Genomic DNA, 20,231 nt, shown 5'->3' with positions numbered 1-20,231 from the left:
AAATTTAATGAGTCATTCATTTTGAGTGAGAGCTACCTGATCCCCGCAAGTGACTTATTGGTAGAGGAGGAGATTAAGCATAGCCGATTCATCTCCTACATATTCCACTGTCAGTCTGAAGTAGAGCTTAAGTGTGTGCTTACTAACTTAAGGGTGGAATACCCAGGGGCAAGCCATTACTGTTACGCATTTGTCGCTAGCGCACCATCAGATAGTATCAATATTGGTTCAAGTGATGACGGCGAACCATCGGGTAGTGCTGGCCGGCCGATGCTGGCCGCTCTGCAAGGCAGTAATATAGGTGAAGTTGGCGCCGTGGTCATTCGTTACTTTGGTGGCACTAAGTTAGGTGTTGGTGGGCTGGTACGTGCGTATAGCTCTGGTTTGAAAAAGGGATTGCCGCAGCTAGAGACTAAGCTTAAGCAGATCCGCTATCCGGGGACACTGGTTTGTGGTTACCATCAACTTAAAGATGTAGAGCATCTTTTTTCACGCTGTGATGTGGTTATTGCTGATAAGATCTTTACCGACAATATCAGTATTGAATTTGCCATTCCTAAACGCTTTAAAGATGAGCTAAATCTAGAGTTGGCTACCATGAGCCAAGGGCAGTTAAAAGCGCAGTTTGACTGAAGAGGCTAAACTCTCGCTGATCGATCAAATCTTTATACTGATTGGTATAAGTAAAACGATTGTGAACATTATGACGAAGTGTGCGAAAATGCATTTGAGCAAAAATGCGCTAGCAATGGAATCCAATGCAATATAGAACAATAATAAGAATAACAGGCCTACTCATGGGGCTGTTCTCCTTGTCTTTACTTCCGCCAGCTTTGGTGGCCGTTATCTATAAAGATGGCGGCGGTATGGCATTTATTCAGGCATTTGTTTTATGTCTCATCCTCGGTTTTACACTTTGGTATCCCAATCGCCGTCACCGTAAAGACCTGCGAACTCGTGAGGGCTTTCTACTGGTGGTCTTATTTTGGGTCGTACTTGGCTCTATTGGTGCGGTGCCATTTATTTTCTCAGGCCAACCCTCCCTCAGCCTTACCGATAGTTTCTTTGAGTCCTTCTCAGCGCTAACCACCACTGGGGCGACAGTTATTGTTGGTTTGGATACTTTACCAAAAGCAATCTTGTTCTATCGCCATTTGCTGCAGTGGCTTGGTGGAATGGGAATTATTGTGTTGGCAGTGGCTATTTTACCGGTATTGGGCGTCGGGGGGATGCAGTTGTATCGCGCGGAAACGCCAGGGCCGGTAAAAGACAGCAAAATGACACCTAGAATTGCCGAGACTGCTAAAGCGCTTTGGTATATCTATTTGGCATTGACAGTGGCTTGTGCTGTCGCATATTGGGCGGCTGGAATGGATGTGTTTGATGCTATTTGTCACTCTTTTTCAACCATTGCTATTGGTGGCTTTTCTACTCACGATGCCAGTATCGGCTACTTCGATAGCCCTGCAATCAATATGATATGTGTAGTGTTCTTATTAATTGCCGCACTTAATTTTAGCCTGCATTTCGCCGCATTTTCACGTCGCGGCATTAACCTCAAAGTCTATTTTAAAGATGCTGAGTTTAAAGTACTTATCGCCATTCAGCTTGGTCTAACCGCAATTTGTTTTGCCACTCTTTACCATAGTGGTATTTATGATTCGCCAGAAGAAACCTTCGACTACGCGTTGTTCCAAGCCGTTTCAGTCTCCACAACAGCGGGTTTTGGTACCGAAAGCTTCCATGCTTGGCCACTCTTTTTACCCATATTGCTAATATTTTCTAGCTTCATTGGTGGTAGTGGTGGTTCTACTGCGGGTGGTATTAAGGTGATGCGAGTCATCTTACTATTGCTACAGGGGTCGAGAGAGCTTAAGCGATTAGTGCATCCACGTGGTATGTTTTCAATTCGCATCAGCGGTAAGGCACTGCCTGATCGTGTTATTGATGCCGTGTGGGGGTTCTTCTCTGCTTACGCCTTAGTATTTGTATTATGCATGTTGATCTTAATGGCGATGGGGATGGATGCCATTACTGCATTTAGTGCTACAGCAGCCTGTTTAAATAACTTGGGCCCTGGCTTAGGTGAAGTTGCCAGTAACTATGCCAGTATTGGTGACGGTGAAAAATGGGTATTGTTATTTGCGATGTTATTTGGTCGTTTAGAGGTGTTTACGCTATTAGTGCTGTTTACGCCGACATTCTGGAAGAACTAAATATTGCTGTAAAATCGCGGTGGCTAAGCTAATTTTAATCGTTTAGCTATACTCTTAAACCTTAAGAGCTAAGCGTCATAATTTTTATCTACTAAGAGCAGGAACTGAATGAGCAATACACTGGTTATCTATTCAACCGTTGATGGTCAAACCAAAGCAATTTGTGAGCAGATTAGCAAGATCAATCGGCTGCTAGGCGCTACAGTCACCTTGGCCTCACTTGAGGAAGCAGAAGCACTAGGTTTAGCCCAGTTTGATAAAATTTTGGTCGCCGCCAGTATTCGATACGGCAAACATAGGCCTGAGCTATATCAGTTTATCAATCGTCATCATGCAGTATTAAATGCAAAGAAAAACGCTTTCTTCACTGTTAATGTGGTTGCAAGAAAACCAGAAAAAAACACCCCTGAAACGAATCCATATATGAAAAAGTTTTTAGCACTTTCATTGTGGCAACCTCAACAGCTTGGAGTGTTTGCGGGTAAGATTGATTACCCTAAGTATCGCTTGTTCGATAAAGTGATGATCCGCTTTATCATGTGGATGACCAAAGGCCCTACAGATACCAGCGGTACCTTTGAATTTACTAACTGGGAGCAAGTCGATGAATTTGCCCGCAGTTTTGCAGAGCGCTAGTCACGAGTTTAACTTTATAATAAAAAAGCCTGCTAATAAGCAGGCTTTTTTATTATGAATGCTGTAAACAATCGCTAGCAACTAGGCGCAGTATTTCTTATGTAGGATTGAGATCACTTCGGTGACTTGTTCATTTTTCAGGGTATAGAATACCACCTGTGAGCTCTTACGAGTCGCCACTAAGTCTTCAGAACGTAACACCGCTAAATGCTGTGATAATGCAGATTGGCTCAATGGTACCGTTTCATTTAACTCTGTTACGCTTAACTCTTTATCAAGTAATAAGCATAAGATCATTAATCTGTATGGGTTTGCAATTGCTTTAAGCCATTTTGCAGCACTCTCTGCATTAGTTACCATTGCACTGACATCGATTTCTTTTTGCATACGGTTACTCACTTCATAGCCTTTAATTAGTTAATTCTAATTGAGTTGGTGTGATAAAACAATATACTCCTGCGCTGCAGGGATCTCAATTTTTGATGTTGATAATATGAGCTATGCCTAATTTGTGATCTATTATCCTGTTAAATCCGCCATTTGCTGTAACAATGAATTCAATGTGGAATTTTCCGAGTTGGAATAATGAATAAATCAGTTTTAGTTTTGTATTACTCTCGAGGCGGTCATACTGCCAGAATTAGTCGAGCGATTGCCGACCGTATTGTTAGTGAAGGGCATCAATGCGATATGATGCATATCAACGAAGCTAAGGCTGAAGGGCTAGATTGGTCAAAATATGATGTAGTAGCACTAGGAGCATGCGTGCTTTACGGCTCGTACCATAAGTCGGTATTTGAATTTGTAACCGAGCATCAAGCCGAGTTTGCCGCTAAGCCTGCGAGCTTTTTCAGTGTAAACGTTGTGGCACGTAATCCTGAAAAACGGGTACCTGAAAACAATAAGTATCTACAGAAATTTATCGAGCTATCGCCATGGAAACCACAAGACGTCAAAGTGATTGCGGGCAAAGTTGATTATCCATCATGGCGCTGGTACGACCGCTGGATGATCCAGTTCATCATGAAGATGACCAATGGCCCAACAGATCCAACATCGATTATCGATTACACCGATTGGCAAGATGTAGATGTTTACGCTGACCACTTGGTTACCTTGTCAAAATAGCGCGTTTTATACAGATAAGACCATAGCTATTCGCTGTGGTTTTTTTATGTCTGCTAATCCATATCAAGATGATCAAAATTTAATTAGTGACTTCAAAAATATCCACTCTATAATCCGCCGCCAGCATGCCATTTAGGCCTATTTGCTGTGTATTAAATTGGTTATTTAGAGGTCATTTATGAGTAGTGAAATTAAGTTAAGAGCGCTAGAACGTACCGATCTAAGGTTTATCCATCAGCTAAATAACAACCGTACCATTATGGGCTACTGGTTCGAGGAGCCTTATGAGTCGTTCGATGAACTCGAAGCACTTTACAGCAAACATATTCACGATAAAACCGAGCGTCGCTTTATTGCTGAAGATACTGATAAGCAAACTGTTGGTTTGGTTGAACTGGTCGAGATAAACAGCATCCACCGTAGTGCTGAGTTCCAAATTATTATCGCTCCAGAGTACCAAGGTAAAGGCTACGCTCGGACATTAATCAACAAAGCGCTTAACTATGCGTTTACGATATTGAATCTGCATAAGGTGTATCTGCATGTGGCGATAGAGAATGAGCGGGCAATTCATCTCTATCAGAAGTGCGGCTTTATTGAGGAAGGGCACTTAGTGAAAGAGATATTTATTAACGGCGAATATCGAGACGTGAAACGGATGTATATTCTACAGGGCGGTGTTTAGGGCCTGTTGAGCTTTCATGGTTGTTTTATGCCAATTTATTGGCCATTTTGGCAAGGCATAGGCTATTTAAAGTAGTGATTCTCCACAAAGAGCCTTTAACACAGACAAAATGGCCAAGGAATACTGTCCTTTTGATTCGCTTCATTGCTTCTATTCTTTTATGACTCGAATGCGTTATGAGCTTTTCGCTTAGCCGGCTAAGCGTCATCGCTCAAGTCTTGCACTAGAAGCATTATTCCTTACGGTAAAGAATTGAACAAAAACTAAGCTCGAAAGATCAACAGACTCTAGTAACCGTTTCAGTATTAGTACTTCCAAAAACTTGGGTGGAATAGCACTGCAACGGTTAAAATTTCTAACCTACCTAGCAACATGCCAACCGATAATGCCCATTTAGCAACATCGGGTAAAGGAGCGAAATTACCTGCAGGGCCAATGGTGTCTCCCAGTCCTGGTCCAACATTGGTCACAGCTGTAATCGCACCTGTAAAGCTAGTGATAGGATCTAAACCTGTAAGTACCAGGATGATAGATAAGCCAACAATGACCAGCATAAATAACAGGATAAAGGTGACCAGAGAGCGGACGATATCATCTCTGATGATGCGGTTGTTATAGCGCTCTTTAAATACACCATTAGGGTGAAATTGCTGTTTAAGTTGTTCTCGCATTATTACGCCAGCAATTTGAAAGCGGAAAATTTTAATCCCACCAGAAGTTGAGCCTGAGCAGCTACCGACGAACATTAAAAACAGGAATACGATATTGGCGACAGCACCCCAAGCTGAATAATCCGTGAGACCGTAACCTGTGGTGGTAATAACAGACACCACATTAAAGCTAGCAAGGCGCAGGGCATCGATAGGCTCTATTTCTCTGCTGCTCCATAACCACAGTGCCAGTAATGTAGAAACCAGAACGACAAACTTTAAGAAGCCTTTTACTTGAGCATCATTCCACACTTTCAATGATTTTTGTTGCACCATGTAGACAAACATTAATAGCGGCAGGCCACCGGCGAGCATAAAAGTGGTGCCAACCCAATGCGCCTCTTTTGAAAAGGCGGCCATAGAGCTATCTGACGTTGAATAGCCGCCAGTTGAAAGAGTTGTCATAGCATGGTTAATCGCTTGAAACCAATTCATTCCGCTGCTGTGATAAGCCAAAAAGCACAGAAAAGTCAGCAGGATATAAACGATGAATAGACTTTTTGCCATATGCTGGGTTCGGGGGGTGGCTTTATCGCCCCAATCAGAAGACTCGGTCCTAAACAGCCGCATTCCACCGACGTTTAAAAATGGCAGTACAGCAACCGCCATTACAATAAACCCTATTCCCCCTAGCCATTGAAGTAGAGAACGCCAGATAAGAATACTGTGATCCATGGTGTCGAGCCCTGAGAGTACAGTCGAACCTGTGGTGGTGATCCCTGACATTGTTTCAAAAAAGGCGTCGGTATAGTTAATACCGTGATAAAGAGTAAAAGGTAGCGCGGCAAATAAGCTAACAATAAACCAGGTGAGGCTAGTTAGCAGGAACATGTCACGGATGTTGAGATGGAGTTTTTGAGACTGCCCTTGATGCATGCAAAAACTGGCCGCGGTACCCGCAACCAGAGAGGAGATCATAAATGCGCCTACTGTTTCTTCGCCGTAGTAAAGTGCGAAAGCACCAGGGATCAACATAAACGCGGTGAGCGTTGATAGAAAGATCCCCAATATAAACAGCAGAGGCCGAAAGTTCAGCATGGTGTTAGGTTAGGCTCCGGAACACATTTAAAAGAAGAAGGCGCTCGGCTGGAATAACTTTTCGACTTCACCGATAAACTTCTTGTTAACTAAGAATAGGATGACATGGTCACCTTGTTCAATGACCGTTTTATCGTGTGCCATCAATACTTCGTCATCTCTGACAATAGCACCAATTGTTGTACCTGGAGGCAGTTTGATGTCGCCTATCTGTTTGCCGACAACCTTAGAGGTATTTTTGTCGCCGTGGGCAATCGCTTCAATAGCCTCTGCTGCGCCACGTCTTAATGAGTAAACATTACAGATATCGCCTTGACGAATATGGGTCAATAGCGCAGAAATAGTGGCTTGTTGTGGTGAGATAGCAATATCAATATTCGCTTCTTGTACGATATCAACATAAGCCTCTCGCTGAATAAGCACCATCACTTTTTTGGCGCCCATACGTTTTGCGAGCAATGCAGCCATGATATTGGCTTCATCATCGTTGGTGACAGCAATAAAGACATCTGTTTGATCGATGTGCTCTTCTAGTAATAGTTCTTGATCTGAAGCATCACCACAAAAGACGGTTGTGTTTTCTAGCTTTTCTGACAACTCTTCGGCGCGCTCTTGCTTATGCTCAATCAGCTTAACTGAATGATTACGCTGCAGTTGTTTGGCTAGACCAAGGCCTATATTACCGCCGCCGGCAATCATAATATTGCGGTAGGAGTTATCCAGTTTCTGCATCTCACTCATCACTGCGCGAACGTGGCGACTGTCGGCAACAAAGAACACTTCATCATCGGCTTCAATAATGGTGGTGCCGCGAGGCATAATCGGTCGGCCTTGTCTAAAGATAGCCGCTACTCGGGTATCGATATTGGGCATGTGCTCGCGTAATGCCGCTAAGGCATTACCCACCAGTGGTCCGCCATAATAAGCACGAACAGCAACGAGACTCAGCTTACCTTCGGCGAACTCTAATACTTGCAGTGCACCAGGGTATTCAACAAGACGACCAATATAGGCGGTCACCAGCTGCTCTGGTGCAATGAGTTCATCAATGATGAAACCACCACGTGGACGATTCTCTGAGTGTTTAGTTTCACTATCAATAAACAGTTTATCGCGCAGGTTTAAGTATTGCTCTGAGCGAATGCGGGCAATCTTAGTTGGTGTACCAAATAGCGAATAGGCTATTTGGCAGGCAGCCATATTACATTCATCACTGTTGGTAACCGCAATCAGCATGTCAGCGTCTTCAGCGCCAGCTTGCTTTAATACATCTGGGTGAGCACCGTGGCCACAAATAACCCGTAAATCGTACTTATCTTGTAAGGTACGTAAGCGAGTTTTGTCGTTATCGACGATAGTAATATCGTTATTTTCACCCACTAAGTTTTCGGCTAATGTGCCACCAACTTGTCCTGCACCCAAAATGATTATTTTCATTGCCGTACTAATCCTTCACTAGGCGAGCGTAATAAAAGCCGTCCATATTTTCTTGCCCTGGAACAATTTGCCAACCTATATCCTGCGGATTGGTTTGTTCTTCGATAGGCACTAAGGTTGCATCTGCGGTTCTTGCTAAAAATGCGCTAACCTGATCTTTATTCTCTTGTGGCAAGATAGAACATGTAGCATATAAGAGTGTGCCACCTGGCTTTAGCCACTTCCAGCAATGATCAAATATTTTTGACTGTAATGTTGCTAACTCTTGAATATCGTTATTTTTTCTGAGCCACTTGATATCGGGATGACGACGAATAACACCTGTTGCAGAACAAGGTGCATCGAGCAAGATACGATCAAACTTATCACCTTGCCACCAAGAATCAATGTTAGCTGCATCACCATGAATGAGCTCTGCTTGTAGTGATAACCTGTCTAGGTTTTGTTGCACTCGTTCAAGTCGTTTAGCATCAAAATCCACCGCAACAAGCTTAATGTCTGGTGCCAGTTCTAACAGATGACAAGTTTTACCACCTGGTGCCGCACAAGCATCAAGTACCAGCTCCTCACCTTGTGGTGCTAGCAGTGTGGCTGCCCATTGAGCTGCGCCATCTTGTACTGAAGCGGAACCCGTTTCAAAACCCGGTAGCTGCGTAACATCTCGAGGGCTAGAGAGTAAAATAGCATCATTGCTACTACCTGCTGTAGCTTCCACCTCCATATCTGTTAATGCGCTTATGTAGGCATCGCGAGTTTGTGATTGCTGGTTATTACGCAGCCACATCGGAGGTCGCTGATGGCTCTGTTCAATAATCTGCTGCCAGTTGTCTGGATACGCCTCTTTTAGGCGTTTAATGATCCATGCTGGTGTGTTGTAGGCAAGTGTATCGTTGTCGGTTGATAAGGGTTTTTCTTGGCGCTGAATAGTGCGCAAGACACCATTTACGACCTTGACTAAGCCTTCAAATTTTAATTGGCGACAAGCCTCTGCAGTTTCTGAAATTGCTGCATGGCTTGGGATCCGCGTGAAGTAGATCTGATAACAACCAATCAAAAGCAGCTGGTGTACGATGCGCTGCTTACCCTTAAGCGGTTTGCTCATGCAGTCGCTGACTTGCTTATCAAGCTGAGGCAGATGACGCATAACACCATAACAAAGCTCTGCCAACAGTGCTTTATCTTTACCACTGTCGAGATGTCTTTGCTGATCGGGTAGGGCGACAGATAATGATATGCCTTTCTCAAGGACCTGAAATACCACTTTCGCAGCTAGTGCTCTTAAGTTCATTGCCATTAGCCTTGGTCATCCATTGCATTGTTGAGTTGAGTGCCAGGTGTGAACCAATCTGCACGAGAGTTGAGAATATCTGCGACACTAAGAGGTTTCTTGCCTGGTAATTGCATGCTGGTGATTGTTAACACACCATCTCCAGTCGCAACATCAATACCATTTTTATCGGCAGATATAACGGTTCCTGCTGCGGCTGTTGACGTCTTTTCGCTCACATGGCTTTGCCAAACTTTTATGGTATTACCAGCATGTTGATAGTGGCTTACTGGCCATGGATTAAAAGCTCTGATTTCACGCCAAAGGGCCTCTGCTGATTTAGACCAATCAATTTGCGCTTCCTCTTTTGATAACTTTTCTGCGTAGTTGGCTAGGCTCTCATCCTGCTTTTCTGCTGGTAAAGTATTAGCCGCGATGCCCGCTAATGCTTCAACGAGTGCGCTTGGACCTTGTTCGGCGAGCTTTTCATACAGGGTGGCAGAGGTGTCAGTATCTTCAATTTTTAACTGGGTCTTTAATAGCATGTCACCGGTGTCTAGACCAATATCCATCTGCATGATAGTAACGCCAGTCTCGGTATCGCCAGCCCATAAGGCGCGTTGAATGGGTGCAGCACCTCGCCAACGAGGTAAAATAGAACCGTGCACGTTGATACAACCTAAGCGCGGGGTATCAAGCACTACTTTCGGTAAGATTAAACCGTAAGCCACAACAACCATAATGTCGGCATTAAGTGCGGCTAATTCTTGCTGGGCGGTTTCATCGCGTAATGACTTAGGTTGTAACACTGGAATATCATTTTCGAGTGCCAATGCCTTTACCGGGCTAGATTGTAGTTTTTTTCCTCGACCCGCTGGTCGGTCAGGTTGGGTGTAAACTGCAATCACGTTGTGCTGTGATTCGATAAGCGCTTGAAGGTGGCGAGCGGCAAAGTCAGGCGTACCGGCAAAAATGACATTAAGTGGTTTCAAAAATTTATCCTTGTTTTGCTTCTAAACGAGCGGCTTTTTCTAGCTTTTGCTTAATACGTTGGCGTTTTAGTGGCGATAGATAATCCACAAACAATTTACCCGCTAAATGGTCGAGTTCATGTTGCAAGCAAATGGCAAACAGTCCTTCAGCCTCTAAGGTAAACTCATTACCGTCTCGATCAAGCGCTTTGATGGTGACAAACTCAGCCCGATCCACCTTGGCATAGATGCCTGGAACAGATAAGCAACCCTCTTCATTACAGAAATCACCGCTTTTGGCAATTATCTCTAAATTTATGAACACTTTTGGGCGATCGATCTCATCTTGAAGATCCATTACGATAAGTTGCTGATGAAAATCAACTTGGGTGGCCGCTAGACCGATCCCCTTCTCTTCATACATTGTTTCGAACATATCGTCGATTTGTGTTTGTAGAGCAGCGTTAAACTCTGTGATTGGCTTGGCTACTGTACGTAATCTTTCATCTGGAAAGCGTAAAACTTTTAATAAACTCATACCTAAACTCTTAACAAGTCTGTCAAATCTAAGCCAGTTAGTTATACTGGCTTTGGCTAATGGCTCAATTTTAGTCCTTAGCGGCATTCAATAACAGCAAAAGCTCTACTTATAATCTAATAAAGAGCAAATAGCATGGATACCCTGATGAAACGGTTACTATTACTTGCTTCACTTATGCTTGGTTGCACCTTCGTTTTCGCTGATACATTGACACTGAAGTCTGGACACCCTGAGTCCTACGTTGTCAAAAAAGGCGATACTCTTTGGGATATATCAGCTTTTTTCCTAAAAGATCCTTGGCGTTGGCCTAAATTGTGGGGGGCAAACCCGCAAGTGGCTAATCCACACCTTATCTATCCGGGTGATAGATTGACGCTAGTGTTTATTGACGGTGTACCACGCTTAGTGGTCAAGCCGCATTTAAGCAAAAGCCCTGCTGGGCGTGTTTCACCTAAAAATGGTGCAATTCCAGCGATAGACCTGTCACTGATTCAACCTTATTTACTGCACAATCGAGTCGTTGAAGAAAATTGGTTTGAGCAGCAGCCGATGGTTATGGGCGGTGAAAGCGAATCTCGTCACCATGTGGTATCAGATATTGTTTATGTTCAAGGCGAGCTTACCGTTGGTGATAAATTTGGTGTTTACGCCAGCGGCCGAGAGTTTGCCAATGCTGATGGGGAAGCTCTTGGACTTGAGGCTATATTGACTGCAAGTGGCCGGGTTGTTGAGTCTGGTTCGGTATCGAAAGTAGAGCTGTTAAGTAGTTTACGGGAAACTAAAGCCGGTTACCGTTTGCTGCCAATTGAAGATGACTCACTAATGTCTGCCTACTTTATGCCTAGAGCTGCACAACTCACCGCTCCAACGACAGTATTGGCTTCTGGAGTTGATATTCGAGCTATGGGTAAGTTCGATGTGGTTTACATTGACCGTGGCGATACTGATGGCGTTGAAGCTGGGCAAGTGTTCTCAATATTTAAAGAGGGCGATGTGGTGGTGATAGATGGTGACGGTGTGCCTGTGGCGCCAAATGACCGTACTCGCTATGAAAAAATGTTGGCTGGGATATCTGCTGACAATGCGGTACAAATGCCAGATCTGTATCGTGGCAAGTTAATGGTTTTTAAAGTTTTTGAAAAAGTCAGTATGGGAATTATCTTGGTTAATGAGCGCCCTGTAAGGGTCGCTGATAAACTGACTATTCCTGATTCGCTGATAGTGAGCGAGTAGTCTAGAGTTAAAACTGTGCAGTGATAGTACTGCACAGATAACTTGAGGATAGACTATTAATGAAAAGCTGGTCGACTGGCTAGTTGTTTCTGCTGTATCCGGGCTAGGACCCGCTCGGATTAAACAATTGATAAACTACATGGATGTGGAAGAGTTAAGACAAAGGTTAACGCATGAGCCAGATGCATTACCTTTGCCTGAATCTTTGCTTCGCTCCAACCTTACCCCCAATTACACTTTAGTTGACTCGGCACTCGAGTGGCTGCAGCTGAGTGAACATAACCACTTACTATGTTTCGACGACCCGCTTTACCCGCCTTTACTTAAACAAATTAGTGATCCTCCCTGTGTGTTGTTTGTAAAAGGTAATATCAGTGCTCTGCTTCGACCGAGTATTGCGATTGTAGGCAGCCGAAATGCCACACCGGGTGGCTTGAAGATGGCGCATGCCTTGTCATCGCAGCTTGTTGAGCAACACCTCTCCATTACCAGTGGTATGGCGTTAGGCATTGACGGCGCAGCGCATCAAGCCGCTATTGATAATAAAGGTGTTAGCGTTGCTGTTTTAGGTACTGGGGTCGAAGTTATTTACCCTAAGAGACACCGCCGTATTTACCATGAGATTCAAAATGATGGCTGCGTCTTGAGTGAATTTTGGCCACAAATTAAACCATTTTCTGGCAATTTTCCGAAACGAAACCGCATAATTAGCGGTCTAACTCTAGGTACCCTTGTTGTTGAAGCAGGTTTAAAAAGTGGTTCATTAATCAGTGCGAGATTGGCTAATGAACAGGGGCGCGAAGTGTTTGCATTACCGGGGAGTGTACTCGGTGGCCAAAGTGAAGGTTGCCATCAACTGTTGCGCGATGGCGCTAAGTTAGTGGAGTCTGCCGCTGACATTTTTGAAGAAGTTGCGGTTTTATCTGGCCTTCACCTTGAAGAAGTCAAAGCTAGTCACCATATAGGGGGGAAGATAGTCTCTGATTTGCCATTTGCTTCGCTGTTAGCTAGTGTAGGTTATGAAACCACAACGATTGATAACGTGGTTGAGCATAGTGGAAAAACCATAGAGCTAGTATTGGAGCAGTTACTTGAACTTGAGTTACAAGGTTGGGTTACTGCTGTACCCGGTGGTTATGTAAGACTTAAGAGGAGCTAGCCATGTTTGATATCCTCATGTATCTATTCGAAAACTATGTGCATAGCGAAGTTGAGTTTCTTGTCGATGAAGACGAACTCACAAAAGAACTAACGCGTGCTGGGTTTCACCAAGCAGAGATCATTAAAGCGCTAACTTGGTTAGAAGGTTTAGCTGAGTTACAAGAGGCGGGAACACCGTATCTTTGTAATCATGATCAGCAGTCTTTCCGTATTTATACTAAAGATGAGATTAATAAAATTGATGTAGAAAGTCGCGGCTTTCTGCTGTTTCTCGAGCAAATTAAAGTGCTTAGTGTCGAAACCCGAGAAATGGTTATTGATCGAGTGATGGAGCTTGATGAAACGACGCTGAATTTGGATGACCTGAAATGGGTTATCTTGATGGTGCTATTTAATGCTCCTGGCCATGAGTCGGCTTATGAGCAGATGGAAGATCTGATCTTTGAGCAGCCGGATGGTCGGTTGCATTCATAATCCTGTTCAACTTGTTTCATAAAAAAGGAGGCTTTCGCCTCCTTTTTTAGTGCTGTAACTCATGCATATTTAAAAATGCAGATGAGTGCTATCTTGACTGAGGTGCTGCGGTTGCAAGTAGTCACGATAAGCATAACGATTCTGCTTATGCAGACGCGGCTTAGATTTCTCCTCGCTGTCATCAAATTGCACCACTTGAGTGGTTAACCACTCAGAAAACTGTTGCTGATGTTGTGTTAAGTCGGCTAATAGCAGCTCATAGCCTTCGAAGTAATCGGTTTTTAAGAACTGACTCAATTTCACGTAATCACTATGGTAATTCTCGGCAAGAAAACGCACTGCCATATAGCTCCATTTGTAAGTCATATCAACGCCATCTTTATATTCAGTCGCGAATATTTCTTCTAACGTTGGCGCCTTATCAATGTCGCGTTTGATGATCTTAAGTGCGGTAGGGTTGGTATCACCTTGAGCAATGTATTCTGCTAAACCTTCTGACCACCACACCATTTTGCTCGGGAAGTGTCCGAAACCGCCATACTTTACAAAATGGCCGTCGAGGTAGTGCACGTATTCATGATTCAGGTTCCAAATCGCGAACTCCGGCTCTATCCACCATTGGCGATAAGCAAAGAACGTTGCTTGGTTACCAGGTTTTGAGGGTGTACCTTCGATATACATGCCGCCGTTGTCGGTTTGAATATCAAATACTAGCTGGCCATAGTAGTTGTACTGGCTCCAGTTTTTGAACGCGACGACTCTTAGTGCTTCATTGTTGTCGTTGGCTGTTGCTTGTTGCTGTGTCTCAAGCACGTTATGAAAGTGAGATTCTTGCGAAGTGAGCTTAGTGCAGCTTTCTACTAACTCTTGCTCATTAAGATCTTGCGCCAAGATAAAGAGCGACTCTGAGCAGTGGTGTTCAATGGGTAAACCTTCAGTTAGCTCTGGTATGCGGCAAATGTCGCTATTTTCTTGGCAGCGTTCTTGAGCTGAAAAAGTATTAACGTGGTAGCCGCTACTGTAGGCATCTTTGGCAATATCGCCGCGCTCAGCCACATCTTGTCTAGCGATGTCGGCCACGGCATTATCGACAGCAAGCTCGAGTGGCGTTGCTTCACCATCTTCTGAACCTGGTAGTGCAAGTCTATATAATGCTAACGCCCAGTAGGCGTTAGTTCTCGGCCAGTCTTGCTCTGCGCGGATACTGCTTTTGTTGGCTGCAAAAGCTAACAGTGGCTGATTAAGGTTTGCAGACAGCAGCACGGTATTGAGTTCACCTTCAACTTTTTTACGGCTTACATTAAACAAAAAGCCATAAGCTTTTAGTGTCTCTAGCAGTGCATAGTCGTTTGCTTGTTGGCTGGTGGTCGTTGCAAGTTGGGCTAGTTGGTTATTGAGTTGTGGTAGCAGAGGTGCAAGTTGTGCTGCGCGCTCATTGTCTGCAAAGTAGCGATAAAGGGTCACTGCAAATTGTTCTTGTAGGCGAGCATTTTTGTTTAATAGCCCTGAGTCTGCAAGACTTTTTAGGGCATTAGATAAGCCGACATAGTCAGATTGTTGCAGATTGTCAGTTGGACCGTAATAACTGAATGCGCGAAAATAGTAGAGTAGCTTATCAAGCGACTCGGTATCAGTTGTGCTGGCTAAAGTAACGCTTGCTTGCTGGAAATGAGATACCGTCATAAGCGGGTTAGTTTCATCAAATAGCGCACTTTCAGAGTTTGAGCTTATCTGCTGGATTATTTCAGGAGTTGCTAACGTGTTATTCGTGCTAGAACAACCAGATATTGAGCCAGAAAGTGCAACGATAATCGTTAAAGCAATTTTAGTTTTTGTATTCATTTATCACGCCTGTGTTTTTTTGGATACAATATATCACCGTTTTTTGTCAAAACCTATTAGATGTATACAACAGTCAGGCTAATACTTGGTAGAATAGCGGCATACTGATGAACTGAGACAATCATGGCTAAAATCGATCAGCAACTGTTTACAACACATGAGCATGCACTAGAGAAAGAGTATGAACTCTGCCCTAAGTGTGGCTGCGAGTTATCGGTAAGGCATAGTAAACATGGTGGATTTATTGGCTGCAATAATTATCCAAGTTGTGATTACACTCGGCCGTTGGTGCAGCATGAATCCATCGAAACTCAAGTGATAGAAGGTTCATCTTGTCCTGAGTGTGCTAGTGAGCTTGCGGTAAAGTCGGGGCGCTTTGGTATTTTTATTGGTTGTACTAACTATCCAGAGTGCAGCCATATTGAAAAACATGATCAGGCAGATGCAGAAGATGAGATAAGCTGCCCCAAGTGTAAAAAGGGCCATGTTGAGCATCGAACTAGTCGTTTTGGTAAGTCTTTTTATGCTTGCAGTGCTTACCCTAAGTGTAAGTTTCTGGTGAACTACCCACCCGTTGCCGAGACCTGTCCTGATTGTGGCTTTGGGATACTCGTCGAGCGTAAAGGAGCCGCTGGCATGCGCTTAGAGTGTCCTCAAAAAGCCTGTAAATATAAACGGCCAGTTTGAGTTGGCATGCTAAATGAGCATATTATCTTCCACTAATGTCGCTTTTAAGTAATCATAGCGATGTTGCAGTGTGCACTGAGTTGAGGTTAAGGGAGACCGATGTTAGAAGTATTGCCAGCTGAAGTGGCTGAAGTTGTTATGGGGGGAGGCGTGATAGCTTATCCTACTGAGGCTGTTTACGGCTTGGGCTGCGATCCTGATAATGATGGTGCGATTAACCATTTACTACAGGTAAAACAACGTCCTTGGCAGAAGGGCCTGATACTAGTAGCTGGAGAATACCAACAGTTACTTCCTTATATCGATGAGTCGCAGTTAACCGCACGGCAGCTTGCATTCGTTCACAGTAAATGGCCTGGACCGTTTACCTTTATCATGCCAATCAAGCCCGGTTTGTCTAAATTATTAAGTGGTACTTTTGATTCCATTGCGGTGAGAGTGACAGCCCATGAAGGCGTGAGGGCTTTATGCGCCGCAATTAATAAACCTATTGTTTCTACCAGTGCCAATTTATCAGGCCAGCAACCAGCGCTATCTCCATCGGCTGTAAAGCAGCAGTTTGAAGGGATTATCTCTGGATTAGTGCTAGGGGAGTTAGGCCATCAGCACGCGCCTTCAACTATTATCGATGCCAAGAGTGGCAACATTCTCAGACAAGGTTAATCAAGGAAAAGTATGAGCACACCAGATTCAGCAGTCGTAAAAGCTTTCTTACTCGATCTTCAAACTCGAATTTGTAATGGACTACAAGCGCTAGATGGCGCAGCCGAGTTTGTTGAAGATTCTTGGAAGCGTGAAGAGGGCGGTGGTGGACAAAGTCGAGTATTAACTAATGGTGCTGTATTCGAGCAAGCAGGAGTGAACTTCTCCCACGTAACAGGTGCTTCTATGCCGGCATCAGCAACAGCGCATCGTCCTGAACTCGCAGGGCGCAGCTTTGAAGCGATGGGGGTATCACTGGTTATCCATCCTAAGAATCCACATATACCGACAACTCATGCCAATGTGCGTTTCTTTATTGCTCAGAAAGAGGACGCGGATCCTGTATGGTGGTTTGGTGGTGGCTTTGATTTAACACCTTATTACCCTTACCTTGAAGATGTTGTTAGCTGGCACCAAAGTGCCAAAACATTATGCGAGCCATTTGGTGATGAAGCCTACCCTAAATACAAAAAATGGTGTGACGAATACTTCTGGCTTCCACATCGTAATGAAACCCGTGGTGTTGGCGGATTATTCTTCGACGACTTAAATAAGCAGGGCTTCGATAAGAGCTTCGACTTTATGCAAGCTGTAGGTAATGGTTTCTTAACTGCTTACGCGCCGATTGTTGAGCGTCGTAAAGATACCGAATATGGTGAGCATGAACGTCAGTTTCAACTTTATCGTCGTGGTCGTTACGTGGAATTCAATTTGGTTTATGACCGTGGCACCCTGTTTGGGCTGCAAACTGGTGGCCGCACAGAGTCCATTTTAATGTCTATGCCACCACTGGTCCGTTGGGAGTATGCTTATACTCCAGAAACGGGCAGCCCTGAAGCAACGTTATATAGTGATTACCTTAAGCCACGAGACTGGTTGAGCTTATAAATCATAAAGCGTAATTAATAAGGGTTATTGATTACGCATATGATCAGCCAGAGTGGCTACCGCACTATAAATAGCTTGTTGATGCTGTGGATCTTTGACTTCTAACTCAATGGCCGCTTTCATGCAGGTTAACCATTGATCACGCATCGCTTCATCAACCTTGAATGGCATATGCCTGGCGCGAAGCGCTGGGTGACCATGTTTTTGCTGGTACAGTTGTGGTCCACCGAGCCAGCCACTCAAAAACTCAAACAGTTTTTGTTCCGACTCACTTATTGGAGCACGGTGAATATCGAGTAGAGGCTTGGTTTCAGGTATGGTTTGCATCTGCGCATAAAACTGCTTGGCGATGGCGCGAATGGTTTTCTCGCCACCGATTCGATCATAGGCATTAGACTGCTGATGATCCCGCTCATTCTTAAGCTCTTTTTTGCCGATAAGGCGTTTTAACCAATCCATCTATTATTGTCACTAAATTCATGATGCAGCCATTGTAACAACAAGTGACTGAAAATAACTGCACTGGAATAGATTGCTCATGGCTAGATCCGCGGTAAACTAATCTTTAACTTTGGTAGCAGCACTAGAAAATTGAATATGACGGATAGATACGCAGTATTTGGTAACCCCATCGGCCATAGTAAGTCACCAAGCATTCATGCTGTCTTTGCCGCAGAAACAAATCAAGCTTTGCGCTATGAAGCCATACTGGCACCTATTGACGCCTTTGAAGCTAGTTTTAGTGAGTTTGCGGCCAATAATGGCTTAGGGGCGAATGTCACTGTACCTTTTAAGGAGCAGGCCTTTTCACTGTGCGATGAATTAAGCGAACAGGCGCAATTAGCGGGGGCTGTAAACACATTATCAGTCCTACGTGATGGCACAATTCGTGGTGATAATACTGATGGTTTAGGTTTGGTGGCTGATCTGCAAAGGCATTTTGGCAGTCTTAAAGGTAAGCGTGTTTTGCTAGTTGGTGCTGGTGGCGCTGCAAGAGGCAGTGTTTTACCTCTATTACAAGCCAATATTGCAGAGCTGACGATAGTGAATCGCACTCAGTCAAAAGCAGAAGCTCTGGTCGACATCTTTGCTCATTACGGTCAGGTTAGTGCTCAACCTATTACTCATACAGGTCAAAATTACGATGTCATTATCAATTCAACGTCATCGAGTTTAAGTGGTGAGGTGCCTAACCTCAGTGCAGAGGTCATTCGCGCCGATACTGTTTGTTACGATATGATGTATGGCAAAAAGCAGACTGCATTCAATTTTTGGGCGGCAGAGCAAGGTGCTAAACGAACAATAGACGGCTTAGGAATGTTGGTGGGTCAGGCTGCAGAAAGCTTTTTAATTTGGCGTGGGGTTAAGCCAAGTGTTGAGACGGTTTTAAGCCAACTTAGAGCTGAGCTTTAGATGCGCTACTAAAACGGAATAGACATGAATCAAAGTATTTTATTTCCCGATCTACAAGATTGGGAGCAATCATCGCAAATGATTATTTTTCCTGCTCAACAGCAGGGCATGAATATAGAGTGTCGAATTGGTATCGCGAAGTTAGCGGCATTATCAGAGACAAATTTAATCGCTACCGATCAAGATATAGCAACTAAAGCGCTGGCAGTGTTTGAAACTTATCGATTTGATATAGAGGAAGAGGTGGAGCACCTCATCGAACAAGAGCTGCTCGATGAGTTAGGGCGTGTAATCGTTACCTAATAAACGTTTAATTGCCTTCTGCTAAATACTCATTTTTCAACCTGACATAGTTATCGGCAGATTGCGGCAGGAAGGCAAGTTCCGCTTCAGTTAGCGGCCGCGCCTGTTTTGCTGGGCTGCCTACGTATAAGAAGCCACTCTTAAGAGTCTTATTTGGTGGCACTAGTGAGCCGGCACCAAGAATGACATCATCTTCTAGTATTGCGCCATCCAAAATAATAGCCCCCATACCGACTAAGATGCGGTTACCCACTTTGCAGCCGTGTAACATCGCTTTATGACCTATAGTCACATCATCGCCGATAATTAATGGTTGCCCTTCAGGTAAAGAAGCTGACTTACGGGTGACGTGTAATACGCTGCCGTCTTGAATATTGGTTCTCTTACCTATATAGATATGGTTAACATCACCACGGGCTGCAACTAATGGCCAAACGCTTGAGTCATCATCTAATGTAATATCTCCCACTAAAACACAAGCCTCATCTACATAAACATTATTCTTGAGCCGAGGCACTATCCCTTTATACGAGCGTAGTGACTTATTATTTTGCGAGTTAGTCATCCCAAAGTCCTTAAAGTGGCTATTTTTGGCATTATAAAGCTTAAAAAGTAGCTAGTCAGGGTGTTTTATCAGCAACCAGTAATAAAACTTCACTTTTATTGTACTTTTTCTCATTTAGCCTCTTGTGCTCTTGTTAGATTTCCCTATAATGCGCATCCACTGACACGGCACAGCAGGCCAACTACTTAGGTAGTACGGGACTTGCAGCGGTGTTAGAGAGTTGAAAACCTTCGGGGATTTGATTCAGGTGACAAACGCTTTAAGGGCTTCGGGTAATGCTTCTTTTCACGAGAGTGGTTAAGAAATCATCGCTTGAAAAACTTCTTAAAATAAG

Annotated in this window: 22 protein-coding genes; 13 read left to right on the top strand and 9 right to left on the bottom strand. The window is 44.1% G+C overall.

Annotated features, from left to right (window positions below; translation table 11 throughout):
- Positions 1 to 21: 21 nt before the first annotated feature.
- The 3 genes from L2730_RS17585 (at position 22) to hemG (L2730_RS17575) (ending at position 2,852) form a co-directional block, all read left to right on the top strand.
- Positions 22 to 633: a YigZ family protein gene (locus L2730_RS17585; protein ID WP_248975790.1), complete on the top strand. Its 612-nt coding sequence runs from the start codon at positions 22 to 24 to the stop codon at positions 631 to 633.
- 125 nt (positions 634 to 758) lie between these two features.
- Entirely contained in the window at positions 759 to 2,216 is a 1,458-nt protein-coding gene (locus tag L2730_RS17580) for a TrkH family potassium uptake protein (protein WP_044555505.1), read from the top strand.
- A gap of 108 nt (positions 2,217 to 2,324) precedes the next feature.
- Positions 2,325 to 2,852 (top strand): menaquinone-dependent protoporphyrinogen IX dehydrogenase, encoded by a 528-nt coding sequence (gene hemG, locus L2730_RS17575; protein ID WP_248975789.1) that lies wholly within the window; start codon positions 2,325 to 2,327, stop codon positions 2,850 to 2,852.
- Positions 2,853 to 2,933: 81 nt separating this feature from the next.
- Here hemG (L2730_RS17575) and L2730_RS17570 read toward each other — a convergent pair whose 3' ends face one another.
- The gene (locus L2730_RS17570) at positions 2,934 to 3,239 is read right to left on the bottom strand and encodes an ArsR/SmtB family transcription factor (protein ID WP_020910282.1); all 306 of its coding nucleotides are present in this window, start codon (positions 3,237 to 3,239) and stop codon (positions 2,934 to 2,936) included.
- Between the two features lie 198 nt (positions 3,240 to 3,437).
- On the opposite strand from L2730_RS17570, the gene hemG (L2730_RS17565) reads away from it, so the two are divergent.
- Together hemG (L2730_RS17565) and speG are read left to right on the top strand one after the other, a co-directional pair.
- A complete protein-coding gene (gene hemG, locus L2730_RS17565) occupies positions 3,438 to 3,980 on the top strand; it encodes a menaquinone-dependent protoporphyrinogen IX dehydrogenase (protein WP_248975788.1) in 543 nt (180 codons plus the stop codon).
- Positions 3,981 to 4,158: 178 nt separating this feature from the next.
- Positions 4,159 to 4,665 (top strand): spermidine N1-acetyltransferase, encoded by a 507-nt coding sequence (speG, locus tag L2730_RS17560; protein WP_248975787.1) that lies wholly within the window; start codon positions 4,159 to 4,161, stop codon positions 4,663 to 4,665.
- Between the two features lie 305 nt (positions 4,666 to 4,970).
- Here speG and L2730_RS17555 read toward each other — a convergent pair whose 3' ends face one another.
- From L2730_RS17555 to def, 5 genes are read right to left on the bottom strand one after another with little or no spacing between them, the layout of a single operon-like run.
- Positions 4,971 to 6,413, bottom strand: a complete 1,443-nt coding sequence (locus tag L2730_RS17555) for a TrkH family potassium uptake protein (RefSeq protein WP_248975786.1) — start codon at positions 6,411 to 6,413, stop codon at positions 4,971 to 4,973.
- Positions 6,414 to 6,440: 27 nt separating this feature from the next.
- Entirely contained in the window at positions 6,441 to 7,850 is a 1,410-nt protein-coding gene (trkA, locus tag L2730_RS17550; RefSeq protein WP_248975785.1) for a Trk system potassium transporter TrkA, read from the bottom strand.
- Between the two features lie 7 nt (positions 7,851 to 7,857).
- Positions 7,858 to 9,138: a 16S rRNA (cytosine(967)-C(5))-methyltransferase RsmB gene (gene rsmB, locus L2730_RS17545; RefSeq protein WP_248975784.1), complete on the bottom strand. Its 1,281-nt coding sequence runs from the start codon at positions 9,136 to 9,138 to the stop codon at positions 7,858 to 7,860.
- A 5-nt stretch (positions 9,139 to 9,143) separates the two neighbouring features.
- Positions 9,144 to 10,109 (bottom strand): methionyl-tRNA formyltransferase, encoded by a 966-nt coding sequence (gene fmt, locus L2730_RS17540; protein ID WP_248975783.1) that lies wholly within the window; start codon positions 10,107 to 10,109, stop codon positions 9,144 to 9,146.
- A 4-nt stretch (positions 10,110 to 10,113) separates the two neighbouring features.
- On the bottom strand, positions 10,114 to 10,626 hold the full coding sequence (def, locus tag L2730_RS17535) for a peptide deformylase (RefSeq protein ID WP_020910288.1): 513 nt from the start codon (positions 10,624 to 10,626) through the stop codon (positions 10,114 to 10,116).
- A 135-nt stretch (positions 10,627 to 10,761) separates the two neighbouring features.
- On the opposite strand from def, the gene L2730_RS17530 reads away from it, so the two are divergent.
- The 3 genes from L2730_RS17530 (at position 10,762) to L2730_RS17520 (ending at position 13,497) form a co-directional block, all read left to right on the top strand.
- Positions 10,762 to 11,862 (top strand): LysM peptidoglycan-binding domain-containing protein, encoded by a 1,101-nt coding sequence (locus L2730_RS17530; protein WP_248975782.1) that lies wholly within the window; start codon positions 10,762 to 10,764, stop codon positions 11,860 to 11,862.
- 127 nt (positions 11,863 to 11,989) lie between these two features.
- Positions 11,990 to 13,021, top strand: coding sequence for a DNA-processing protein DprA (gene dprA / locus L2730_RS17525; RefSeq protein ID WP_487250775.1), 1,032 nt, complete (start codon positions 11,990 to 11,992; stop codon positions 13,019 to 13,021).
- A gap of 2 nt (positions 13,022 to 13,023) precedes the next feature.
- Complete coding sequence (locus tag L2730_RS17520; protein ID WP_220737799.1) at positions 13,024 to 13,497, top strand: DUF494 family protein; 474 nt, start codon at positions 13,024 to 13,026, stop codon at positions 13,495 to 13,497.
- A 69-nt stretch (positions 13,498 to 13,566) separates the two neighbouring features.
- Here the strand turns inward: L2730_RS17520 and L2730_RS17515 are convergent, their stop codons facing one another.
- Entirely contained in the window at positions 13,567 to 15,339 is a 1,773-nt protein-coding gene (locus L2730_RS17515) for a collagenase (RefSeq protein WP_248975781.1), read from the bottom strand.
- Between the two features lie 123 nt (positions 15,340 to 15,462).
- On the opposite strand from L2730_RS17515, the gene L2730_RS17510 reads away from it, so the two are divergent.
- From L2730_RS17510 to hemF, 3 genes are all read left to right on the top strand, one after another.
- Positions 15,463 to 16,026, top strand: a complete 564-nt coding sequence (locus tag L2730_RS17510; RefSeq protein ID WP_248975780.1) for a DNA topoisomerase family protein — start codon at positions 15,463 to 15,465, stop codon at positions 16,024 to 16,026.
- A 99-nt stretch (positions 16,027 to 16,125) separates the two neighbouring features.
- Complete coding sequence (gene tsaC, locus L2730_RS17505; RefSeq protein WP_248975779.1) at positions 16,126 to 16,689, top strand: L-threonylcarbamoyladenylate synthase type 1 TsaC; 564 nt, start codon at positions 16,126 to 16,128, stop codon at positions 16,687 to 16,689.
- A gap of 12 nt (positions 16,690 to 16,701) precedes the next feature.
- Positions 16,702 to 17,616, top strand: a complete 915-nt coding sequence (gene hemF, locus L2730_RS17500) for an oxygen-dependent coproporphyrinogen oxidase (protein WP_248975778.1) — start codon at positions 16,702 to 16,704, stop codon at positions 17,614 to 17,616.
- A 24-nt stretch (positions 17,617 to 17,640) separates the two neighbouring features.
- Here the strand turns inward: hemF and L2730_RS17495 are convergent, their stop codons facing one another.
- The gene (locus L2730_RS17495; protein WP_248975777.1) at positions 17,641 to 18,075 is read right to left on the bottom strand and encodes a group II truncated hemoglobin; all 435 of its coding nucleotides are present in this window, start codon (positions 18,073 to 18,075) and stop codon (positions 17,641 to 17,643) included.
- A gap of 138 nt (positions 18,076 to 18,213) precedes the next feature.
- On the opposite strand from L2730_RS17495, the gene aroE reads away from it, so the two are divergent.
- Positions 18,214 to 19,029 (top strand): shikimate dehydrogenase, encoded by an 816-nt coding sequence (aroE, locus tag L2730_RS17490; protein WP_248975776.1) that lies wholly within the window; start codon positions 18,214 to 18,216, stop codon positions 19,027 to 19,029.
- A gap of 24 nt (positions 19,030 to 19,053) precedes the next feature.
- The gene (locus tag L2730_RS17485) at positions 19,054 to 19,332 is read left to right on the top strand and encodes a DUF1488 family protein (protein WP_248975775.1); all 279 of its coding nucleotides are present in this window, start codon (positions 19,054 to 19,056) and stop codon (positions 19,330 to 19,332) included.
- 7 nt (positions 19,333 to 19,339) lie between these two features.
- Here L2730_RS17485 and L2730_RS17480 read toward each other — a convergent pair whose 3' ends face one another.
- The gene (locus tag L2730_RS17480) at positions 19,340 to 19,897 is read right to left on the bottom strand and encodes a gamma carbonic anhydrase family protein (RefSeq protein ID WP_248975774.1); all 558 of its coding nucleotides are present in this window, start codon (positions 19,895 to 19,897) and stop codon (positions 19,340 to 19,342) included.
- Between the last annotated feature and the right edge of the window lie 334 nt (positions 19,898 to 20,231).

Origin of the sequence: Shewanella kaireitica (assembly GCF_023284045.1) — a bacterium.
GTDB lineage: Bacteria > Pseudomonadota > Gammaproteobacteria > Enterobacterales > Shewanellaceae > Shewanella > Shewanella kaireitica.
Note: the sequence above shows the minus strand (reverse complement) of the source record. Positions and strands in the feature narration are given on the sequence as shown.